The organism is Dictyobacter sp. Z7_2 (assembly GCF_057551105.1).
On sequence record NZ_BAAJPE010000001.1, the window covers coordinates 2,594,737 to 2,613,777 of the forward strand.

Genomic DNA, 19,041 nt, shown 5'->3' on the forward strand with positions numbered 1-19,041 from the left:
ACTCCTCCTGGAAAACACATGCGTTCTGAGGAGCACCCAAACATTTCTACAGGTAACCCAGGCTCTGGATATGAAATGTTACGGTTGTATCCTGCTCCTGTACGAATGCAAGCAGCATGTGTAGAGTATAGAGATTAGCTATCTCCTTTAAAGGAATAGTGACTTTTAGAGGCTGGCTATGTGTTTTCTGCTGGCTGACATTTGTGCGTTGCGTTTTGACGATCATTACCTGCGCTCTTGCATACTCAATACTCGAAAGCTCCGACCACGCCAAAAGCCTGCCCTTATACTGAAGACCTTTCTGGCTCACCATAAGCGTGCCAAAAGCGATGGATTGTCCTTGCTGGTAGGTATCAATTATCCCCGGCCAGAGAACACGTTGCACTTCCTTTTCTACACAATCGACGAGATCAAAACCCTCTGATGCAACCAGCCATCCGCGGCGGATAGGAAATGCGAGGTTTTGATCTATAAAGATGGTTCCATCATGGCGCTGGAGGCGACAGAAGTGCCATACGAGCAGCACAAATTGTATCTTATGCCAGATCATAGCGATATCTTGCCAATGAATAACATCGATATGCATCAGTTGCCCCTGATGATAACGCAGTTGCGCCAGCCCATACTCATAGCGATGGAGGATTGCCTCCCGCTCGCGTACATAGGTAAACAGTGGTCGCACGCTGAAGAAAGTAAGAGGGAATAATATCCCAACCTCAAAGAATGTCCACCAACCGTCTCCATGAAGCAGCCCCAGGAGAGTTAGAGACAGAGTCAACGCGAGAAAGATAGAGGCGTATATGGCGAAGTTACGAAAGTTTTTTTGATTGTAGCTTTCACGAAACTTACCCAACTCATACTCGTTGCCAAGACGTGTTAACATGGCTATTAATGGATCAGGTTCTAGCTCTTGCATAGTTTTTGTCACTCCCTTGCCAAAAAATATGGAATGCTAATTTTTCTGGTTCTATGATAGCGTGACGTAGACGCTTTTTCTCCTCTATCCTACCATTCCCGCCCTCCCCAGTACAATCTCCTCCTGAGCAGGTCAGGTCAGGGCAAAATCAAATCAACCATCTTTTAAAACAGGAGGAAGCTTATCATTGTGAGCTTCTAGAATAGTCCAGCCATTGCTTATAACGTGTTTTGAGGAGGCCTTGTAAACAACATCGTCAGTCCCTCCTTCCCTCCAAAGTTATTGCGTATACATTATTCAATCTGGCTTTGGGAGACAATTGAACATCCTATTTTACGTACTCATCAACCCAGGTCAATATCTCTTTGGCTTCCTTGTCAGGTGCATCAAGTGCGATTGCATGACCGCAGTTCATACGCACATATTTCCAGGGTCCTTTGACCAGTGATCTGACATGTGCGACGTCATTATCATCCAGGGCACCTGCAAGCCTCCCATTATGCATGAACCAGTTTGCATGTAAAAACAGTACTGGCTGTGTAATCCTGGCCAGTGTCGTCGCATGATCAAAGCCTTCACCGACGGTACCTTCTACAAACGCCCTGGAGAAATTACCATCGAACTGCGTATTCCCTTTGATGACTATTCGTGCCTGAGGAGGCAATATTTTCAAATCTATAGGATTGCCAGGGAAGAAAGCCTGGTGCGCTGCTATCATCCAAACTAGTAACTTTATAATTGGTCTGGGTGGTAAATTTAGATTCATGACACCATCGGAACTCTTAGCCCTCCTTGTTGTTCCGTCGAGAAATTTTGAGAAACCGCCGCCGCCTGCGATTGCCATTCTGCTGAGTCCCAGAAACATATCATAAGCCTCCGTGGTCTTTATGTTGGGCCAGTCACAGCGAAACAGTGGAGGATCTTCAAGAATGATGGCCTTGACACATTCCGGCACATTCGCAGCCAGCCACGAAGTTAATACTCCACCTGATGAATTACCTGCAATTATGGCTGGTTTCCCTACAACATTTTTGAGAAAGGCCGTCATATCTTGTCCTAGTTGATTGAATGTATATTTGCCTGGTGTCCAACTCGATTTGCCATGACCACGTAAGGCAACCGCAAACACCTGAAATTTATCTGCCAGTTGAGGCAAAATCAATGTGTATTCTTCCCATGTGACAGATTGCCCTGGGATGAAGACTAGAGGTGTGCCATTAGCCGGGCCGACAACATAGTTCATGATAACTTCGCCGGTGTGAAAATATTTCTCTTCAATACCAGCTTTTTTCAACGCTTTGTCCATATTTGTTTGCTCCAATTTACCAATTTGAGAGGTTAAATTATGCTTCTCGGTATTTTTCCAGTCTACTGATGAGTGACCGGCAAATGAACTTATGGAAGCGATGTGTGGCTGATGCTTCGCGAAGAGAAGAGCACTTCAGGGTACTGTTTTGACGGACCTGCTAGCAGTGCTGCCGGATGCTCCTCCAGATGCTGGTCAAAGAACGCCAGAGAGTACGCGTTGACGATGTCGAACCCTCGCTGTGCATTGATCGGTCCAGTAAAACCTAGCAGAGGTCCAATCGAGATAAAGTAGGGAGCGTCGGTGAAATTGACGTGGAACATTCCGGGCACCGATACATAGTATCCATTGCCGGTAGATTCTTTATTGAACACTGCCTTTATTGTATTCAGTGTTTGGGTAATGTCTGACTCTTTCCAGTTTTCGAGATGCATATCGCTGGCAGGGCGAGTGATCCACATGCCAGGCTGTCGCAATCCAGCCTGAACCACATCGGCAGGCATTGCGGCATCCATCATCAGACAGGCCTTCAAGCGTGCATCCATGTGACAGGCTTCACTGGCGATCATCGCACCCAGCGAAATCCCGAATATTCCTACTCGTGACAGGTTGAACTGTCCGGCAAGAATGCCATTCGGGTCAGCTTTGTTGAGAGCACTAAGTTGGTCCAGAGTGAAACTGACGTCTTGTGCTAAATATGGCATATTTCCATTCTTGAGAGCAATGCCGTTAAGCTTTGGTGCAGGCTCGATCGGGCTTAGACTTTGATTGGTGAAAGGATCCATCTGAGCGTGGGTCCATCCGGTTATCTGGTATCCATCCGGAAAAACGACCGTAGCGGCCGTGTAAGGTTGATCAAGTCCCACGACGATGTAGCCGTGAGAGACCAGATTCTCGACCTGGAAGGTATTCGATTGACGAAAGCCGAATATGCCGGTCAAGAAGATCAACACCGGGTAGTTTGGTCTGGCAGTTGCTACAGGGGCGGACGGAATTGCATTAGTGGTGACGTATTCGAAGTGATCAAAGGTAAAAACTGGAAAATGGATCACTCTTGTCAGGGAGGCCGAAAGTGCGCTGGCATCCTGTACATAGGGAGCACGCGCCGATGATGTGTCTCCCATGACTGGATACCAGACTTGCGCCATCAATTCACGCTGAGCGTTGGGGTCAGTGCTGAAAATCTCGTGACGATTTTCTACCCAATGATAAGTCAGCGTCCCGACCTGGTAGGGTCCACTGGGATGAGGAAATTGAAAGACCGGAAGTATGATGGGGAGTGCGGTGGCAAATCCCAGATCCAGTAGACACAGGAAGATTGCACATCCCAGGATCAATCGGCTGTGGATAAGACGTTTGACGATGCCACTCGACTTCTCAAAGTATTGGACCACCCAAACGAGCAGGAAGAGTCCGCTCAATATATAGGCAGGGATCATTTGCCAGCGTGGTCCCTCTCCAAGAATCTGGATCAGAGCCAGGGATAACGTGATAAGGACGATGTATCTTGTCCAGCGAATAACACGCAGTTGTGGCACGGCGAATATCAGCAATGTAAGGGAATTAGCTACGATCAACAACGTTTCAATAGGTCTCATGCGCTTCTCCCCTCTGTGCTCTCAGTTTTTGATGAGAGTCCTCGGCCACCACAAGCTCTTGTTTAACGTGTTCAACATGCATAAACTACTGGAAGCCTGAGAACAGGATAGCTCTGGTATCTCACAACGAGATCACAGCATCATGTTTCCTGCTCACACATTTCTATCAGGGAGAGATTTATATTCCTTCGTTCAAAAATGCTTGCTAGATGGATTTGGCAACTGACTGCTCCATTTTTGCATATTCAGAAGCCATCTTTTGAGGAAGTGACTGCGGGTCCGTAGCGACGACGGGCACTGTGGTGACCGCTCTCTCCCTATGTCTGAGGTAGCTTCATCGCTACGGTTATCATGCTAGAGCATGGTTAGATTAAGAATGAACAGGTTCAATAGGTCCATAAATGGCGGGTTTTGAGGTCTGAATTCCCCAAAACTGATCTCCATAGTCAAAATGCCACCATTCTTCACAATAATTGGTAAAACCATACTCACTCATGAGATGATAGAGAATACGTCGATTGCGTAACGCTGTTGTATCTTCCAGGCTCAATGTAACTCCCTGCTCTTGTAGTTCTTCCAGGCTGCATGTCCGAGAGCGTGCATCGAACGTGTCGAAATCTGTGCCCATTGGCAGTGGTTGACCGCTGGCATCAGCCAGGGTTAAATCAATCGCGCCGCCTGTATAGTGAGGTGATGGGCGTAAAGGATGGTTAGATGGAAGGCTGACGTAAACTGCTGTTTGGGTCATGACTTCTTCTTCCGAGAGCGAGGGCTGTTGCTGTCTGATAATCTGACTCTGGCTGTCGAAGAGGGCTTGCTGGACAGCTAAAGGACGCCAGGCATCCCATATTAATAGCTGATAGCCATCAGGAAGATGTTCGGCCAGGGCAACCAGTTTGTGCGCGATGGTGGTCCGTGTATATACTTCGGGGGTGGCAAATGGGATTTTCCACTGAAAATATGCCGGTTCGAGCTGTATATTACGTGCTTTCAGACTTGATAACTCAACGAGTGGTTCGTTATCTGGCTCGATAATAACCTGCTTCCAGTTCGAAATACTTTTGGCAGCCGGTATTGGCATAGTTGCCAGTTCATTGAATTGAACCATTATTTCCTCCTCTGAACAGGATGAAGATGTATTTTTGTAGCAGCATAGCAGATGACCTAGACGTATGATAGCTAGAGAGAGGGACAATGCAATTCATCAAGTGAAGAGTAAGCCCTCGAAGTGATATTAGTAGCTATCCAGTACAGGCAAGTTGGTCAAATGATACGAATCCTTGTGTCTTAACACACGCAATCGTTAAAAGTTGATCATTCCAGCTGATTGCTAGAAATTAGCATGTTTGGAAGCGAGGTGCAAAGATGGACTCTTATAACCATCTTTGCACCTCGCTTTCCTCCTAAATGGTCGTGACGCGTTGTCACACTACTTCTTACCTGCTTGTCTGAAAGGACGGAAGAAGGCACGTAGGTCCTCGGCAACTCGTTCTGGCTCTTCTCTCTCCAGAAAATGTCCTCCGGAAGGAATCTCTGTCCAGCGCTGTACCTTCGTAGATCGCTCAACCCACTCGCGAGGAGTTGGAAACATGTCTTTGGGAGACATCAACATAGCTGTTGGCACCTCTGCACGTCCCCAACTTCCCGGGTTGCGTACCATCTCATAGTAGAGGCGGATCGAGGAATTGATGGTCTGGGTCGCCCAATAGATGGTCAGATTGGTCAGGAGGTCATCTTTGCTGAACTGCTTCTCGATGACGCCATCGCAGTCGCTCCACGCACGGAATTTCTCGATAATCCATGCTGCCAATCCTGCTGGAGAGTCGTTTAAGCTGTATGCTAGCGTCTGTGGCTTGCTGGAGTGTTCCATCGCATACGCCATTTCCTGTAGATTCCATCGTTGGGCATTCGCTACGAACTCCTGCTCAGCCCTGGTTAAGTCGTTGGGAATGTTTCCTATATAGGGATTGGTTCCGCTCTGGTGAATGCCGATCAAGTGCTGGGTATGGGTCAACGCGAGTTGTTGTACGATACCAGCACCCAGGTCGCTGGCACGCGTTGCGAAGCGTTCGTAGCCTAATTCCTCCGTGAGTAATTTCGCCAGGAGGTCCGCTATGCGCCCGAAGCCCATTCCCTTTTCATCAGGTCGATCTGAGAACCCGTATCCAGGAAGTGAAGGAACGATCACATCAAATGAATCTGCGGCGTCTCCCCCGTAACGCGCTGGATCAGTGAGGAGCGGAATGATCGTGAGCATTTGCCAGAAAGAGCTTGGCCAGCCATGCAGGAGGACGAGTGGCAATGGATTTTCACCTTTTCCTCGCTCGTGGATAAAATGAAGCCCGAAGCCATCTATCCGAGCATGAAAATGGGAAAATGCGTTGAGAGCGCGTTCTTGTGTTCGCCAATCAAAGTTGTGTTGCCAATAGTCTACGAATTCCTTCAGGTAGTCTGAATTCGTTCCATACTCCCATCCTGCTCCCGCTATCTCGTCTGGCCAACGCGTGCGAGCCAGACGTTCCTGCAAGTCAGTTAGTGTTTCAGGTGCGATGTGGATGGTAAATGGTGTGACACTCATAAAAGTTTCCCCTTTTTTCTCAGTGCATTTGTGTGCAACGTCTTTATGGTTGTAGTCTACTCCGCAATGATGGTAAAATTGACCCTGATTAAAAAGAATTTGCCTGGAGGAAAAAAAGTGGTATACCGCCCGACTGCCCGTGTGCTTACTGTGCTTGAACTCTTGCAGGCGCATGGACGCATGACAGGTGCAGAACTGGCTCGCAGGCTTGAGGTCAATATTCGCACCGTGCGAGATTATATCGAGATGTTGGGTGATCTAGGTATTCCTGTAGAGGCAGAACGAGGCCGCTACGGAGCTTATCGGTTGCGTCCTGGCTACAAACTTCCCCCGCTGATCTTCACTGAGGATGAGTCCCTGGCGCTGACACTCTCGCTGTTAATCGCGAGAGTGCAGGGGTTTGCGCAGGCGTCCGCCGCTTTTGAAGGAGTTCTTGCGAAAGTGATGCGTGTGTTGCCTGAAGCTACGCGCACTCAGGCCAGCGCGGTAGCACAGACAATTCTCTTTGATGATGATGCCTTTCGCTTTCCTCCTTCGCTACTTGTCGTGACGGTGCTGAGTTCGGCGTTCCAGGCTGGTCGGCGGGTGCACCTGCACTATCGCTCTCCGCGAGATGAAGTCACCGAGCGCGGATTTGATCCGTATGGTGTTGTCTCACGCGATGGGATCTGGTACACGATCGGCTATTGTCATTTACGACAAGGACAACGACTCTTTCGCCTCGATCGTATCGCACAAGTCGAAATGGCGAATGAAACCTTTTGTCTCCCGACCAACTTTGATGTACGTGAAGCCGTGCAGCAGGCGCTGGACTCAGTCCCCAAAGAGTGGCAAATCGAAGTATGGTTGAAAACAACGCTCCCGGAGGCACAACGGTCTCTGCGTCTTTCTCAGGCGTTTTTTGAGGAGCGAGGGAGTGAAGTTCTCTTGCGCTATGAGGTTCACGATTTGTCCTGGATGGCGCAAAAGCTTGCTGGTCTGGGTATTCCCTTCATTATCCATCGACCTCAGGAATTACGGGTTGTGATGGGCCAGTATGCACAAAAGCTCGCAGACTATGCACAACAGATGAAAATGCAAGGAAGCGAGTCAGAGTAGTGTTTAACCTGTTTCTTCATAGCTGGAGAAATACCTCTTCTCTTTTCATCATGAGTGATCCTTTTCTTGCCTGTTCCTATTTAGACCTTATCCGAAAACCAGTGATACAATAGAAACAAAAAGAAATGAGGTGGAAAAGAGTAATGACACGAACACGACCTTGGGAAGTGAGCGATGAATTGTGGGAGCGTGTTCGCCCCTTGATTCCGCAACGGCCTCCTCACCCCAAAGGAGGCCGTCCAACGGCTGATGATCGACAAATGTTTGCAGCCATCATCTACGTGTTGCGCACGGGCATTCAATGGAATGCGTTGCCCCGCGAATTGGGAGCATCAAGTACCGTCTATGACCGCTTTCGTTTCTGGGAAGCGCAGGGCTTCTTCCAGCGCTTGTGGCAAGCCGAGTTGCAGCACTATGACGAACTGCTCGGCATCGCTTGGGACTGGCAAAGCGTGGATAGTTCGACAGTCAAGGCCCCTTTCGCCAAAGCCGCCGTCGGTCCCGCTCCCACCGATCGCGGCAAACAGGGGACCAAACGGAGCCTGCTGTGTGATCGGCGCGGACTTCCACTGGCTCTCTGTATTGAGGGAGCGAATCGCCACGATAGTAAACTGCTTTTTCCAACCCTTGACGCGTTGTGTCTTGATCGTCCAGAGCCAACCGTCGACGATCCGCAGAACCTGTGCTTGGATGCTGCCTACGATCATGATCCCATTTATGGGGAGTTGTATGAGCGTGGCTATGAGCCACACGTACGGCTCAATCCTCAGTACCACAAGTGGTATCAGCCTGCAGAGGAAGAGGTCAACAGTTTGGAACCGGGCAAAACACCTCGACGATGGGTCGTTGAGCGGCTTTTCTCCTGGCTCAATCGTTGGCGTCGCCTTTTGGTGCGCTTCGAGAAGCTTGGTGAGACGCATCAGGCTTTTTTGCAGTTGGCGTGTGGGCTCATCTGTTTTCAGTACACTTCTCATTTCTAGGTTTTCGGATAAGGTCTTAGTAATAACAAAATGGAAATGGGCGAAAGCAAGGAATGTATTTGTGAGTTAACTTGTCAGTTTCCTGGCTGTGAGAACTGCACCGGGCTGAACAATGGTTGCTTCTATGCCTGTCGATGACTCATCACGTGTAAATTCGATGCTGAAGCCAGAGAGTCCTTTCAGGCGAAATTCTGTGCCTTGATGGGGTACTAGTTCGTACGTTGGCTGTCCCGGCATGGAGAGAGCAAGGGCGTGTTCTCCTTTGAGGACAACACTGATTGTCAGGGGTAGACCTACCAGGGTATACTGGCCAGTGAACTGCTCAAGGAATTTCGTGTCAAGCATCTCCTGACGAGGAACGCGCTTGAAAACTATATCGTTAACGGTCGGTTCAAATGGCGCACTCAGCCCATCAATCTCACCTCTGGCATTGGTGGAGAATAAGATATTGATATTCACGTCGAATTTCTCGATCACACATTCAAAGGTATCATAGTGATAATGCTTGAGGGGGAGATTGAAGGCGTTAAAGTGCAGGTGTAATTGCCCTCCATCCTCCTCGATAACAAGGCGGCCATAGCCTGGATGCTCATAATCGCCTGTATAGGCATCCAACGCATGTGACGGCTGCGTATCTACGTGGCGATCGGATGCGGCCTTCTCTTTGCCCTTCTTGCCAGCCGTTTCGATCGTATCGAATATGTCTTTGTTGCGTTTATTCCACGGTACCTCCGGTAGCTGAAGAAAACGATCATAGATGTTATATGTGAGAATGGTTCCTAATGGCGTACCATTTAGATTGGTGAGAGCAATGACGCCAATATTTTCGGTGGGTAAAAAACTGACCAGACTGCTGAAGCCATCGATATTTCCTCCATGATGGATCAGCGTATGCCCACGATACGGTACGATGAACCAGCCCAGGCCATAACTGGAAGCGAGCAACTCGGCATATTCACTGTCCCCACCCATAATCATTTGGGGGCTATGCATCAAGGCGATTTGCCCTGCCGAGACAAACTGCGTATCCTGATGTTTTCCCTTGCTCAGGTGCATTTGCACCCATAGGCTCAGATCGTTGATACTGGAGACAATCGAGCCTGCGGGTCCTACGGCCCATTGCTCACCGTAGAAAGGGAGCAGTCTGGCCTCGCCTTCTTTTTTTTGATAGGGAAGGGAAAAGTCGGCTGTCTGCTGGGCCTGTGTCGTATCAAAGATGCTGTGGCTCATACTCAGGCGCTCAAAAATGCGCTGCTGGACAAAACTTTCCCAGCTTTGTTCAGAAATCTGCTCTATGAGATAGCCAGCCGTCATGTACATCAGATTCTGGTATTGCCAGGTTGTACGGAAATCAGAGCTTGGTTCCAGGTAGCGCAAGCGGTCGAAAAGTTCCTTGCGTGAGAAGGGAGATCCATACCACATGAGATCGTGGCGCGGCAGGCCAGAACGGTGACAGACAAGATCACGAGGAGTCATGTGCTCGGTGGCAAATGCGTCATAGAGTTTGAAGGTAGGTAAATACTCTTTGAGTGGGATATCCCAGTCGAGCTTCCCTTCATCGGCGAGTAAAGCCATCGCCATGGTCGTAAAGGCTTTTGTGGCCGAGCCAATCGGGAAGAGAGTCTGTGGCGTGACATCCAGATTGTGCTCGACATCGCGTTTGCCGAAGCCCTGCGAGAAAACAACTGCTCCATCTTTCACGATAGCAAGAGCAAGTCCTGGCACATTCCAGTCCTGCATCGCAGTACGCACGAAATCCTCAAAGCCCTGTAACTGAGGAAGTGCTTGTGAGTTTTCTTGAGTGTGCATAAATAATCCTCCTTGAATAATTCGTGTATGGTAGAAATATGTATGTAACAACAATAGTTGGCTGCCAGGATGGATAAGGAAGTTTCAGTAATCTCATCAAGCAATGGAATTACGTGCGATGTTCCATCGAGCCGGCATGCTAATCGATGATTGTTACCAAATATAATTATAGCTCTTACCAGACCAAAAAGCAGCAGATGAAAGGTAAAGGGGGATCATTCGTATTTTTACAATGTGAGACAAGCAGAAAGAGGTCGAGCGAAGCGAAGACACCGTAGCGTCGCATGCTCGCGTGCGATGTCCCACTTCGACGTACGATCAGGCTGGCCAGCGTGGCTACTGGGGCATCGTGCCAAAGGTCACAACGCTGCGGTGTCCAATAGGTCTTATCTAGCTGATGAGATCGCCGCTTTTAGAACATCTCGGAAGAGTATTGGTGGTCGGTTGATCAGGCGGGCGAGTGTTGGATCGACTCGGGCGAATTCTCCGCGCCGGCTGGCCTGAAAGATACCCATAAGCATGGCCGCGCTCTGCTCCGGGACGCCATGCGCGACCAGTCCTGCCTGATACTCGGCGTCTGATACGACGACACGGCGGATCGGGCGCTGCACTAATTCTGAGGCCAGGGCTGCGATATCTTCCAGGTCGAGCGCCTCGGAGGCTGTAAGGGCAGGGGTTATGCCGTCGAAGACCTCCTCACTCAGAGCGATCGCTGCCACCTCAGCTAGATCAGGATGGGTAGTCCAGGAAACAGGGCCATCCTCCGGGGCGGCCAGCACTCCTGTTTTGACAGCGTCACCGAGCAACATGAGCGCCGAACTCGCGTAGAATCCGTTGCGGAGCGATGTAAAAGCCACACCCGCATCCCGTAGTGCATCCTCAGTAGCAGCGTGGTCAATCATAGGATGGAAGAGCGATGTCGGGGACGAGCCCATGTGGCTTGTATAGAGTATCCGGCTGGCACCTGCTTGCCTGGCTATGTCGATCGCCATGCGATGATGATGAAGCGCTGTCTCGCCGGAGCTGTTGACTGATACAATGAGAACTTGCGATGCCCCTTCAAAGGCGTGGGCAAGGCTTTTTGTATCGCTAAAATCTCCCAGGCGGACGCGGATACCTTGCTCTTTAAGTCCTTGTGCCTTCTCAAGATCTCGGACGCTCACGCCGATCTGCTCGGCAGGAACACGTTCGAGCAGCTGCTCCACGACAGCTCGGCCGAGTTGGCCGTTGGCTCCAGTAACGATGATCATGAAAACCTCCTGTGTGACTTTTTTCATTCACGTCTCGCTTTGTTTATGACGACGTGTTGTTCTGTTGTTCTGTTATATCTTTGATTTTTCAGCCATAAAAGTAGCAATAAAAAATTCCTGGGCTGAGCCAGATACTATGATAGGTGTGTTATCTTTGTCGCCTGTATGCTTTCCTTTCCTCCTGTTCTCGTTGCTCACTTGTCAGATGACCTTTTCGACTGGAAACTGGATCTCGGAGAGAGAGTCGTCGAGGTATTCGCCCCGACGCAGGCAAATTTTGCGGCGCTGACCGACGATAGTGTAGGCATTGTTTTCCATCCAGTTGCCCACTGCTTGATAAGCCGGCATCACCAGCGCAGGAGATCCGTGATGGATAGTACTGGCCATGTAGGGAAACGCTGGCAGTTCACAACGTGTCAGCCGTCCCTCACTACGTGCTATCAAGATGCTGACATCTCGCGGCTCTACAGGCGCGACAATCTCTACCGAAATTGGGATATTTTCGTTCGTTGGCTCGGAGTGAAGTACAATCATATAGTCAATTGGTTCGACCTTGTTATGCTTCAACATAGTGCTGAGGATGTCGATCCAGTGTCCCTGGCGCGTCAAACCAGCTGTCGTCAGGTGCAGAGAAACCCCTGTGATCGGTTTGACCGCTTTGAGCACAACTTCATAGGCTGGCATGCTGCTGCCTTGCTCAAGAGAACGCAGTCGCGCCTCGATGCGTACGAGTTTCTCCTGCTCTGCCTGGATATGCTGCTGGAGCTGTGCCTGCCTGAAGCGTAGTATCCCTTGAAATGCCTCGGATGAAACGCCTTCGTCCAGAATCTCGACGATCTGTGTGAGTTCCAGTCCGAGCTCTTTGAGCGCCAGAATACGATGTAGGTGCGGTAACTGATCCATCGTGTAGAACCGGTAGCCGGTCTCAGGATCAACATGCATCGGCTTGAGGAGCCCAATCTCATCATAATAGCGAAGTGTGGTCATCGACACCTCGGCGAGCCTGGCAAAATCGCGAATCTTTAACATCTCATCTCTTCCTGCCTGTTTATAAAGAGCTCAATCTCTGTTATCAACAGCATACAACTTTCAGGTAGGGTGAAAGTCAAGTACTCGTCGCGGTGAACTGCCCAATTTCTTAATGGAATTTTTTGCCCTCTTCAAGCATGGCTATACATTTTTGAATACGTGATCGGCGCATCTCTGCGTTCTTTGCAGTTGTAATGCGCCAGATGAATGCATATTTATTGGTTTTGTTTAGCGCTTCGAAGAAGCTTTTAGCCTCCTGGCTTTGGTCGAGCGCGACTGCAAAATCTGGAGGAACTGTGGCATTCTTTGGTGATTCATAGGCCAAATTCCAGCGGCCATCAGCTTTTGCAGCCTCAATCTCTTGGAGGCCTGGCGGTTGCATACGCCCTGCCTCAATGAGCGTTTCGACCTTCCCGACATTTATCGCCGACCACATACTTTTTGGCCGGCGAGGTGTAAACTTCCGTAAGTAGTATACCTGATCGTAGGGCTTGCTTTGGCCATCTATCCAGCCATAGCACAGTGCCGCATCGAGCGCCTCCGTATAGCTTACTGATGGTATACCGGAGCTCTTTCTGGCAAATTTTATCCATATGCCTTCTTGCTTCTGATGATGTGTCGCAAGCCAGGTTTCCCATGTGTAAGCATCCTCGAAGTGCATAACTTCTTTTCCATCATATGTTTCCATGAATATATCCGTTTCTTTTATGACTTTCTCTCTTCTTGAAGAATACCATCAAAGGAGGAAAGAATTGACCCTCATTAAGATATTGGCTTGTTGCCCTTTCCTGTACACATATGAGAGAATTTCATGCTTATTTTACGTTCTTGGTGAGACGCTATACCAGAAGTGTAAGCCTCGAAAAAAATGTTGAGTAATTCTTGAGTGAGTTATCGTCTTCTCTGCATCTACATTGATATTTTCCCCTGTATACTTTCTGTGAGATAGATAAAAGGTATCTCTTCTATCTCAAATACTTTACTGTTTTTGCATTATTATAGAAAAAAGGAAGTATACTATGCGTGAAACGAATTTGTATCGTAGTACAAGCAATCCAGAGTTAAAATCGGCCTCTTCAACGTTAAGAACTGAAAGTGCAAGGCCAGTTGATGTTATCCGGCAGACAGTACAACAGGATAAGCAAAAAGGGCGAGAGCAGCAGGAAGTTGTCGCATCTTCAAGTACCCGTCATCAAACAGATATGCTCAGGAGTCTCGAGGCAGAACGCCACTCTTCCGAGCATCAGCGAAGTGAGAGGGCCATTGCATCTTCAAGCACCGCAGGTCGCCGTGGTGTTGATGCTTTTCGCAGCTTTGAACAAGAACAACACGCTGAGGAGGCCGATACATTTCATATCTCGCGTGGTGATATGCCTATGAGCACCTTCGCCCGTAACTCCGGTGCTTTAGGGGATCGGGATCTCAGACATCTTGAGGAAGGCACGATGAGAGATGACATGCGAAATATGATACGAGAAGAATTGAATAGACAGAATGACAGGCCGCGCACCTGGAGGGAATGGGCCAATTCTGACTTCAATACTATCGTGAGTACCGTTGGGACGGCGGGGGTCGTACTCACAGCAGCAGGCTTCGTTTATACGTACCGCCCAGACCTTATTCCGCATCATTAAAAAAGACGTGTAAGCGAGACTGTGTCTCATTTTTTGAAGCTGGCAAGTAACTCAAGCGTCTGGTGGTGAAGGATGAGCGTAATACACTCTGAGCTCAAAAAGTCTCGGATGCAGGCAAGTATCGCCGCTTGTCCTTCGTATTCAATCAACTCTTCAGGTTCTATCAGACAGTGCTCGTGCTGCAAAACGAATTGATAGGCAGGAAGGTAGGTCATGCAGAGTGAGAAGATGCTAGTTGTGATCTTTCCACAGGAGGGACATTCGAGTACGATGCCAAGACGTTGATAGAAGGGGGCAGGCAATATTTCAGTCTCAATATTGCCTAAGGGGGCAAGCTCCTTGCAGTATGGACAATGTTGATAGCCAGTGGCAAACGCTTGTGCATAGAAGACAGGCACCGCCTGTAGCACCCGCTTAAAGGCCGGGCGGAAAGAGCGTATATCAGCGAATGATACACGGTTGCCGGTATGAATGATGTCTGTGCCAGTCAGGATGGAGCAGTCTGAACAGCGCAGACGAAGACTAACATCTCCCTCAGATTGGGGCTCAAAGAGACCTTGCAGCCGACGTCGGCCACAGATACAGCACCAGATACTGGTCTCACGCCAGCCCTGAGCCGCAGCATCGTTATCGAGAGGGAGGCCAAATGCTTCCGCATCGGCGCGCAATGCGCCATTGAGAACCTGGCGTAATTGGCGACGAGCACGATGGAGTTTGACTTCCAACGCATTAATTGTCATTCCCAATTGTAACGCCACCTCGCGTTGCGGCAATTCGGCAATATAGTACATTTCTAATGCCTTACGCGCAGGGGCCGAGAGATGCTTCATTGCCCGGTCGAGAAGTATCGTCAGGTCCTGATGATTGAGTTCTTCCGCAAGATCAAGCATCTGGGGATCAGGAATATCGAATGAGGGAATCCCATTGTCGCTCTCCTGTACTGTGTGTAATGAAGAGAATGTGTGCTGGCGACGCTCAATACTTCCCTGAGCACGCGTCCAGCGCTTACTTACGTTGCGACAAATACCATTGAGCCAGGCATCAAAATGGTCAGGAGCGCGTAAATGATCAAGATGTTGCCAGACGTTTACAAACGTCTCCTGTACAACATCCTCTACTCCATCAGGAGTCACACCATTTGCCAGAGCAAGACGTGCAAGGCGAGGCTGAGCAGCCGTCAATAGCTTTTCCAGATCATTTGTGAGTGTCGTGTATGTGTCCTCTTCGATGGGGACCCCTCTATCTTTAGTGCTATTAGAGCTATCTTCATTATATATCGGCACTATTCTATCAGATATATATGCAAATTTCTAGCCTGCTGTAGCTTTCCATGGACAACTACTGAAATGAGTAAATTGCCTGCTGAGTTTTGCAACAATTTTAACACTTTTTGTTATTTCATTAGTATCAGTAGTTATAAAATCTTTGTGAAAGGGAGAAATGCAAAAAGATACTTCCAATCTGCTGCCTCTGCTGGCAAATGATCTGGATCGCAATTTCGAGGTATTCGTATTAGTGTACCAGCGCCAACTTTATCCTTTTCTTTTGCATCAGATAGGTAGCCCTCAAGAAACTGAGGATATACTTCAAGAGATTTTTCTCCAAATATATTATGCATTAAAACGTTATCCTGAGGACCGCATACGGGCTCTATCACTGCGTCCCTGGGTATATAAAATTGCTCGTAATGTTTATTATAGCTATTTGCGCGCAAAGAAACTAGATGAAGTTTCCAGCGAGTTTGTTGACGAGACTCAATGGCTTGAGCGCGAGGATGATGTTGAATATCAACCTGAAATGATGGTCGAACAATGGGAGAATCGCCAGGAATTGGAAATGGCGATTGCTCAGTTGCCAGTCCACTATCGTGAGGCGATTACACTGTATTATCTTGAGCACTTCAAGTATCACGAAATTGCCTACCAACTTAATCAATCTATGGGTACTGTCAAAGCACGGTTGCATCGTGGTATACAGCGTTTACGTCGCATTTATAGCACGAACATTAATGAAAGGAGGTTGATGCATGGACCCAATACAGCCGAATAATAGTGCTCCACCTTCTTTGTTGCCGACGATTCTTCAACGTCTGAAACATGCTGAAGATGTGCAAGGATCAATTTCAGCGCACCAGTTACGGGTTGCATTGACTCAATCCGATTGGACTCTTCGAGCCAGCTCACTGCAACGCGTGGAGCTCTCTTCAGAGGCCAGCGAGATGGCGCAATTGTATGCATGTCTGCAAGATGCCTTACACGATCAACATGTTTCGGTGCGGGCGGCGGCTGTGACTACTCTGGGCCGTCTTGGCCAGTATGAGTTGATGCTGACTGCTTTCGATGATGAGGATTGGCAGGTTCGTGAAGCTGTCATATTGGCTCTGAAAACCAGACATGGCGGAGATGTGCCCATCCCAGGCGGGCTGTTGCCTCAGGCCCTTCATGACTTTGATAGCTCTGTGCGTGATACCGTGCACCACTTATTAAATACAGATAGTGTAACTCAACTTCCTGCTTCCTCAGTTACACCGACTATTCGTTTACAAACGGAGCAAAAAAAGATGCAAACTCAAAAAGATACTCCTATTGTGCCTGCTCAATATGACACTGCCGAAGATATGATGCCTGGATCAATCAATGGCCGTTTACAGGCAGCAACAATGATATCCCGATCGAAGCATAAAACGGCTTCCCCATCTTCTCGCTTTTCGCCTATATTGCGCGTGCTGACTATCTGCGTTGCTATTATTATTATTGTGTTCTGTATCGGTTTCTGGATTCCTTTGATTCAACATAGCACAAAGGTGGGCCATAAAACTGCTGATAGTAATCAAGGACAGCTCGTCTATCAGTATACACTTGGCAAAAATCAGGTGATAAATGATCTGGCCTGGTCGCCCGACGGCCAACGTATCGCACTCGCAACGGGATCTCAGGGGCATGGGGCTGTGACACTTTGGGATGCCAGGACAGGCAAGCATCGCGTTACGTATACGCTTTTGCCTTCGACAAATCCACAAGTGGATCATAATGTTTTTGCGACTACGGTATCCTGGTCACCCGATGGTAAGCACCTGGCCGTTGCCGATGGCGATATACAGGTCTGGAATACTACTTCTGGAAGGTTAGAGACAAGATACTTTACTCAGCTATCAGCTCTTTATGGCACATTTAATGGTGCAGCCTGGTCGCCAGATGGTAAGTATATCGCAGGAGTTTATGAAGATACGGATTATCACACCGGGGTTTGTATCTGGGAGGTCAGTACTGGTAGACTGGTCCATACATTTGCGACAGAGGGTGGGCCGGTGTCTGCAACCCCAACAAAGAGTTTAGTCTGGTCTCCAAATAGTAAGTATCTGGCAGTTGATGGAGCTACTATTAGTATCTGGAATGCTACAACAGCTCAGAGGGTTTTTCGGATACCTCATCAATCTTCTATTGTTCGCCCAATAATCTGGTCGCCTGATAGCACACGCATTGCCTCGCAAAGTACTGATAATCAGTATGTTCTGGCACTACGCATCTGGAATGCTCTGACTGGTAGTATACTGTCCACCAGTAACCATGGACCCCTATCAGCGATTGCGTGGTCACCGGATGGCAAGCATCTTGCCATCAGCGGTTCTGAGGTCCAGATTCTGGATGCGCGTAATGGAAAGGCAATCTATACGTATCCTGGTCAGGTGACAAAACAAATGGAGACTCAGGGTCCTAGACTGCGAGGGCTGGCCTGGTCACCGGACAGCAAACTGATTGTCTCGGGCTTGCAGGCCACAAACAATGGTGGTGGCAACATTCAGGTGTGGCGTGCGGAGTAACCAGACTGATTTATAAGGATCATGGGATGGCCAGCGCAATGGCTCCCATGATCCCTGCATCGTGTGAAAAATGAGCCTCTTCAATCTGGGGTGGAAAGGGCACGAAGCGCTTGATATGCGCTGCGAGTCGAGGTAGGATCAGATCTTTGGAGCGCATCAGTCCACCGCCAATCACCACGCGTTCGGGATCAAGCGCAATGGTCAGATTGGTCAGGTGAAAGGCGATCTCTGTCAGGGTGGCCTCGACGAAGGTCAGAGCTTCCGCATCGAAGGGAGCGCTGGTTGCTCGGTGGAAAATCTCCTCGACGGTTGTCTCTGCTCCAAATTGGAGTCGTACCCGCTCGCGTATCGCGCCTCCACCGACAAACTCCTCCAACGGGGCCTTGCCTGCTGAGATCCCTTTCTCATCGTGGAGGTGACGGAGATTATAGGCGATCTCACCTGCTGCGCCGTGTGCGCCGCGCAGAACACGGCCATTTACTACCAGTGTAGCGGCGATCCCGGTGCCCAGATTTAAATAGAGGCCGGTCTCGCAACCTGTCAGTGCTCCCCAGCGCAACTCGGCCAGGGCCGCAGCCTTGACATCGTTCTCAATTTGTATTGTATCGAGTGCGAAAGCCTGGCGCATCTGGGAAGGTAGTGCCAGGCGATCCCAGCCTGGAACGTTGGGAGCCAGCAGGACGCTATCATCCAACGTGATGCCCATCGTCGCGACTCCGACGCCAGCCAGTTTACCGTGCACCTGTCCTTGTGTCTGCTCTACTAAAGCTTGACCACTGGCAAGCGTGCGTGCGATAGCCTGCTCAGCTCCCTGCTCGGCCAGCGTGGCTAGCGTCTGCTGATAAAGAAATTTTCCATTGGTATCGGCGGTTGCCAACGCAATTTTTGTCCCTCCCAGATCAATGCCTAGCACAAAGTCGTCAACAAGCGTGCTCATGTACATTCTCCTCTTCGTGGCATGAGTGTCGAGCGTAGCGAGGACACCGTAGCGTCGCACACTTGTGTGCGATGTCCCACTCGACG

General features: G+C 49.3%; 16 protein-coding genes. 5 read left to right on the forward strand and 11 right to left on the reverse strand.

The window, feature by feature from the left end; genetic code table 11:
* Positions 1-46: 46 nt before the first annotated feature.
* From AC27N8_RS10355 to AC27N8_RS10375, 5 genes are all read right to left on the reverse strand, one after another.
* On the reverse strand, positions 47-916 hold the full coding sequence (locus AC27N8_RS10355; protein ID WP_487066633.1) for a DUF6585 family protein: 870 nt from the start codon (positions 914-916) through the stop codon (positions 47-49).
* Between the two features lie 328 nt (positions 917-1,244).
* On the reverse strand, positions 1,245-2,222 hold the full coding sequence (locus tag AC27N8_RS10360) for an alpha/beta hydrolase (protein WP_487066635.1): 978 nt from the start codon (positions 2,220-2,222) through the stop codon (positions 1,245-1,247).
* Between the two features lie 89 nt (positions 2,223-2,311).
* Positions 2,312-3,820 (reverse strand): alpha/beta hydrolase family protein, encoded by a 1,509-nt coding sequence (locus AC27N8_RS10365; protein WP_487066637.1) that lies wholly within the window; start codon positions 3,818-3,820, stop codon positions 2,312-2,314.
* A 370-nt stretch (positions 3,821-4,190) separates the two neighbouring features.
* A complete protein-coding gene (locus AC27N8_RS10370) occupies positions 4,191-4,928 on the reverse strand; it encodes a M15 family metallopeptidase (RefSeq protein WP_487066639.1) in 738 nt (245 codons plus the stop codon).
* Between the two features lie 321 nt (positions 4,929-5,249).
* Positions 5,250-6,398, reverse strand: a complete 1,149-nt coding sequence (locus AC27N8_RS10375; protein WP_487066641.1) for an epoxide hydrolase family protein — start codon at positions 6,396-6,398, stop codon at positions 5,250-5,252.
* Positions 6,399-6,515: 117 nt separating this feature from the next.
* On the opposite strand from AC27N8_RS10375, the gene AC27N8_RS10380 reads away from it, so the two are divergent.
* Positions 6,516-7,496 carry a helix-turn-helix transcriptional regulator gene (locus AC27N8_RS10380; protein WP_487066643.1) on the forward strand — a complete coding sequence of 327 codons (981 nt, stop codon included), beginning with the start codon at positions 6,516-6,518 and terminating at the stop codon, positions 7,494-7,496.
* Between the two features lie 143 nt (positions 7,497-7,639).
* Positions 7,640-8,476 (forward strand): IS5 family transposase, encoded by an 837-nt coding sequence (locus tag AC27N8_RS10385; protein ID WP_487066645.1) that lies wholly within the window; start codon positions 7,640-7,642, stop codon positions 8,474-8,476.
* Between the two features lie 66 nt (positions 8,477-8,542).
* Here the strand turns inward: AC27N8_RS10385 and AC27N8_RS10390 are convergent, their stop codons facing one another.
* The 4 genes from AC27N8_RS10390 to AC27N8_RS10405 form a co-directional block, all read right to left on the reverse strand.
* Positions 8,543-10,285 carry a serine hydrolase gene (locus AC27N8_RS10390; protein ID WP_487066647.1) on the reverse strand — a complete coding sequence of 581 codons (1,743 nt, stop codon included), beginning with the start codon at positions 10,283-10,285 and terminating at the stop codon, positions 8,543-8,545.
* Between the two features lie 386 nt (positions 10,286-10,671).
* The gene (locus AC27N8_RS10395; protein ID WP_487066649.1) at positions 10,672-11,535 is read right to left on the reverse strand and encodes an SDR family oxidoreductase; all 864 of its coding nucleotides are present in this window, start codon (positions 11,533-11,535) and stop codon (positions 10,672-10,674) included.
* 201 nt (positions 11,536-11,736) lie between these two features.
* Entirely contained in the window at positions 11,737-12,564 is an 828-nt protein-coding gene (locus AC27N8_RS10400) for a MerR family transcriptional regulator (RefSeq protein ID WP_487066651.1), read from the reverse strand.
* Positions 12,565-12,673: 109 nt separating this feature from the next.
* The gene (locus AC27N8_RS10405; RefSeq protein WP_487066653.1) at positions 12,674-13,252 is read right to left on the reverse strand and encodes a YdeI/OmpD-associated family protein; all 579 of its coding nucleotides are present in this window, start codon (positions 13,250-13,252) and stop codon (positions 12,674-12,676) included.
* Between the two features lie 331 nt (positions 13,253-13,583).
* Here AC27N8_RS10405 and AC27N8_RS10410 point away from each other — a divergent pair, with 331 nt between their 5' ends.
* A complete protein-coding gene (locus AC27N8_RS10410) occupies positions 13,584-14,198 on the forward strand; it encodes a hypothetical protein (RefSeq protein ID WP_487066655.1) in 615 nt (204 codons plus the stop codon).
* A gap of 26 nt (positions 14,199-14,224) precedes the next feature.
* Here AC27N8_RS10410 and AC27N8_RS10415 read toward each other — a convergent pair whose 3' ends face one another.
* Entirely contained in the window at positions 14,225-15,481 is a 1,257-nt protein-coding gene (locus AC27N8_RS10415) for an RNA polymerase sigma factor (protein WP_487066657.1), read from the reverse strand.
* A 157-nt stretch (positions 15,482-15,638) separates the two neighbouring features.
* Here AC27N8_RS10415 and AC27N8_RS10420 point away from each other — a divergent pair, with 157 nt between their 5' ends.
* The gene (locus AC27N8_RS10420; protein WP_487066659.1) at positions 15,639-16,247 is read left to right on the forward strand and encodes an RNA polymerase sigma factor; all 609 of its coding nucleotides are present in this window, start codon (positions 15,639-15,641) and stop codon (positions 16,245-16,247) included.
* Entirely contained in the window at positions 16,225-18,018 is a 1,794-nt protein-coding gene (locus tag AC27N8_RS10425; RefSeq protein ID WP_487066661.1) for a WD40 domain-containing protein, read from the forward strand. The genes AC27N8_RS10420 and AC27N8_RS10425 overlap by 23 nt, the downstream gene beginning before the upstream one ends.
* Positions 18,019-18,037: 19 nt before the next feature.
* Here the strand turns inward: AC27N8_RS10425 and AC27N8_RS10430 are convergent, their stop codons facing one another.
* On the reverse strand, positions 18,038-18,955 hold the full coding sequence (locus AC27N8_RS10430) for an ROK family protein (protein WP_487066663.1): 918 nt from the start codon (positions 18,953-18,955) through the stop codon (positions 18,038-18,040).
* Positions 18,956-19,041 lie beyond the last annotated feature (86 nt).

Coding starts and splice junctions, on each gene's coding strand:
- AC27N8_RS10385 (WP_487066645.1), top strand. CDS start 7,640: ATGACACGAACACGACCTTGGGAAGTGAGCGATGAATTGTGGGAGCGT.
- AC27N8_RS10400 (WP_487066651.1), bottom strand. CDS start 12,564: ATGTTAAAGATTCGCGATTTTGCCAGGCTCGCCGAGGTGTCGATGACC.
- AC27N8_RS10365 (WP_487066637.1), bottom strand. CDS start 3,820: ATGAGACCTATTGAAACGTTGTTGATCGTAGCTAATTCCCTTACATTG.
- AC27N8_RS10425 (WP_487066661.1), top strand. CDS start 16,225: ATGGACCCAATACAGCCGAATAATAGTGCTCCACCTTCTTTGTTGCCG.
- AC27N8_RS10410 (WP_487066655.1), top strand. CDS start 13,584: ATGCGTGAAACGAATTTGTATCGTAGTACAAGCAATCCAGAGTTAAAA.
- AC27N8_RS10420 (WP_487066659.1), top strand. CDS start 15,639: ATGCAAAAAGATACTTCCAATCTGCTGCCTCTGCTGGCAAATGATCTG.
- AC27N8_RS10360 (WP_487066635.1), bottom strand. CDS start 2,222: ATGGACAAAGCGTTGAAAAAAGCTGGTATTGAAGAGAAATATTTTCAC.
- AC27N8_RS10355 (WP_487066633.1), bottom strand. CDS start 916: ATGCAAGAGCTAGAACCTGATCCATTAATAGCCATGTTAACACGTCTT.
- AC27N8_RS10375 (WP_487066641.1), bottom strand. CDS start 6,398: ATGAGTGTCACACCATTTACCATCCACATCGCACCTGAAACACTAACT.
- AC27N8_RS10430 (WP_487066663.1), bottom strand. CDS start 18,955: ATGAGCACGCTTGTTGACGACTTTGTGCTAGGCATTGATCTGGGAGGG.
- AC27N8_RS10390 (WP_487066647.1), bottom strand. CDS start 10,285: ATGCACACTCAAGAAAACTCACAAGCACTTCCTCAGTTACAGGGCTTT.
- AC27N8_RS10395 (WP_487066649.1), bottom strand. CDS start 11,535: ATGATCATCGTTACTGGAGCCAACGGCCAACTCGGCCGAGCTGTCGTG.
- AC27N8_RS10405 (WP_487066653.1), bottom strand. CDS start 13,252: ATGGAAACATATGATGGAAAAGAAGTTATGCACTTCGAGGATGCTTAC.
- AC27N8_RS10370 (WP_487066639.1), bottom strand. CDS start 4,928: ATGGTTCAATTCAATGAACTGGCAACTATGCCAATACCGGCTGCCAAA.